General features: G+C 62.8%; 2 protein-coding genes. Both read right to left on the reverse strand.

The window, feature by feature from the left end:
- Positions 1-60 precede the first annotated feature (60 nt).
- Positions 61-1,962: a PhoX family phosphatase gene (locus DCO47_RS26410; protein WP_042606667.1), complete on the reverse strand. Its 1,902-nt coding sequence runs from the start codon at positions 1,960-1,962 to the stop codon at positions 61-63.
- Between the two features lie 71 nt (positions 1,963-2,033).
- Positions 2,034-2,798, reverse strand: coding sequence for a TOBE domain-containing protein (locus DCO47_RS26415; protein ID WP_116659257.1), 765 nt, complete (start codon positions 2,796-2,798; stop codon positions 2,034-2,036).
- Positions 2,799-2,943 lie beyond the last annotated feature (145 nt).

Raw genomic sequence — 2,943 nt, forward strand, 5'->3', positions numbered from 1 at the left:
CCGAGCTGGCAGTGAGAAGGTGGTGGGTGTGGGAGCGAGCCTGCTCGCGAAAGCGGTTTATCAGGCGCCGACGATCCCGCCATCCTCGCGGGTAATCGCCATCACCGAAGACCGCGGCTTGCCATTGGGCAGGTGCTCCGGGAAGGTCGAACCGCCGTTCTCGCCCGGATGCTGAATCCCGACAAACAGGGTTTTCTGATCCGGCGAGAAGCTGATCCCGGTCACTTCGCAACCCACCGGCCCGACCATGAAACGGCGAATCTCACCGGTCGCAGGATCGGCGCAGAGCATTTGGTTGTTGCCCATCCCGGCGAAGTCGCCGGCATTGCTCGAATCGCCGTCGGTGAGAATCCACAGGCGTCCGGCCTTGTCGAAACCCAGGCCGTCGGGGCTGTTGAACATGTTCTGCGGGGTGATGTTGGATGAGCCACCCTTCGGGGTTCCGGCATGCACGCCCGGGTTGCCGGCGACCACGAACAGATCCCAGGCGAACGTCTTGGAGGCGTGATCGTCGCGGTGGGTGCGCCAGCGCAGAATCTGCCCATAGACGTTCTTCTCGCGCGGGTTCGGCCCGCCCACCGGTTGCCCGTCTTCGCCGCGCTTGGCGTTGTTGGTCAGGGTGCAATAAACCTGGCCATCCTTGGGGCTGACGACGATCCACTCCGGACGGTCCATGCGTGTTGCGCCAACCACGCTGGCGGCGAGGCGCGCGTGGATCAGCACTTCGGCCTGATCGGCAAACCCGCTGCTGGCGTCGATGCCGTTCTTGCCGTGGGTCAGTTCGATCCACTGGCCCTGGCCTTTGGGGTGGTCAGGGTTACCGTCACCGGCATCGAACTTCGCCACGTACAAGGTGCCGTGGTCGAGGATGTTGCGGTTGGCCTTCTGATTGCGGTGGTTGATGCGGTCGCGGCTGACGAATTTGTAGATGAACTCGCCACGCTCGTCGTCGCCCATGTACACCACAGCGCGACCGTCGTCGGTCTCGGCCAGGGCGGCGTTTTCATGTTTGAAGCGGCCCAGCGCGGTGCGTTTGACCGGGGTCGATTGCGGGTCGAACGGATCGATCTCGACCACCCAGCCGTGGCGGTTGAGTTCGTTCGGGTTCTTGGCCATGTCGAAGCGCGGGTCGTGGGGGTGCCAGTTGATGTCTTTGCTGCTGGCAACGACGCCGTAGCGCTTCTGCGCGGCATCGAACTGTTGCTGGGCGTTGCTGCTGCCGAAGCAGTCGGTGAAGTTTTCTTCGCAGGTCAGATAGGTGCCCCACGGCGTCTTGCCGTTGGCGCAGTTCTGGAACGTGCCGAGAACTTTCTTGCCGTGCTTGTCGGCGGCGGTTTTCATCAAGTCGTGGCCGCGGGCCGGACCACTGATGCGCAGCGGCGAGTTACCGTGGATGCGCCGGTTGTAGCGCGAGCCCTGGACGAACTGCCACTGGCCGTTCCTGCGCTGCACTTCGATCACCGACACACCTTCACAGGCCAGCGCCTTGCGCACGTCTTCGGCCGACTGCGGCATGCCGCCGTGGGGATACAGATAGCGGTAGTTGGTGTATTCGTTGTTGATCGCCATCAACGCGCGATTCTTGTCGTCGGGGAAGGCGAACAGGCTCATGCCGTCGTTGTTGTCGCCGAACTGCACTTCCTGTGCGGCGGCGGTGCCATTGCCGCTCGGATCGAAGGCCGGACCATTCTTGTGCAGCGGCTGGCCCCAACTGATCAGCACCGAGGACTTGTAACCCTTGGGCAGGCTGATGGCGTCGGTGGTCGCGGCCGGAATGCTCTCGAAACCGAGCAGACGGCTGTTGCCGGCGCTGACGCTGGCGGCCATGACGCTGCGGGTCAACAGGTTGCCGCCAAGGAACATCGCCGCGCCGCACAACGCACCGGCGCTGATGAAACCGCGACGGCTGAGGCCGACCATTTTTTCCAGATCAGTGGATTGGTTTTCTTCTAATAGGCTCACATCAGGCTCCCTGCTTGGTTTATGGCCAACACCTTAATGCGGGTCGATGACGCTTTCGTTGCAGAGGCGAATCAGAGCGGCGTGCCGATCAGCACGTTGGACGGCGCGCATTGCACCTGCACCGGAGCGCCGACGCCCAGGCTCTGGCGGCGCAGGTGCGACGGTTCGGCCAAGGCGCAGAGGGTGTGGCCGTTGGGCAGGGAAATCCGTACTTCGCTGGGACCGTCCTCGGCGTCGAGGATCGCTTCGATGGTGCCGCGCAGGACATTGTGTCCGGGCGTTGCCGACTGATCGTCGCCGAGCAATTCAAGCCAGCCAGCCTTGATCAGCGCCATCACTTCGCTGCCGATCTGCAATTCCAGATGCACGGTGCTGTCGTGGGTGATCTGCGCTTCCAGACAAATACCTTCGGCCAGTTCCAGCCGGATCAAATCATTGCGACCTTGCGCCTCAATTGCGATGACGGTGCCATGCAGCTGGTTGCGCGCGCTGGTCCTGAGCATCAGCCGGCCGAGCAGATCGAGATCGCTGACGTCTTCCGCCGCTTCCAGCACCTGCGCCTGCAAGGCCTGCAATTTCTGATACAGACGCAGGACCCGTTCGCCCTCGCCGGACAGTCTGGCGCCACCACCACCCTTGCCGCCTACCACGCGCTCGACCAAGGGTTTCTGCGCGAGATTGTTCAGCTCATCGATCGCATCCCACGCCGCCTTGTAACTGAGCCCTGCGCTCTTCGCCGCTCGGGTGATCGAGCCCTGCTCGGCGATGTGTTGCAGCAGGGCGATGCGTTGCGGACGGCGAACGATGTGTTGGGAGAGCAGGGAGGGCAGGGACATGGCAGAACGCTTCTGGCTCGGGCGATGAAATGGACGTTGGCCACTTGCAACGCATGAGTCAAGCCAAACACACAACCTGTAGGAGTGAGCCTGCTCGCGATAGCGGTGGACCAGCCAGCATCAATGTTGAATGTTCGACCGCTAT

This window comes from Pseudomonas sp. NDM (assembly GCF_003105095.1).
GTDB lineage: Bacteria > Pseudomonadota > Gammaproteobacteria > Pseudomonadales > Pseudomonadaceae > Aquipseudomonas > Aquipseudomonas moraviensis_A.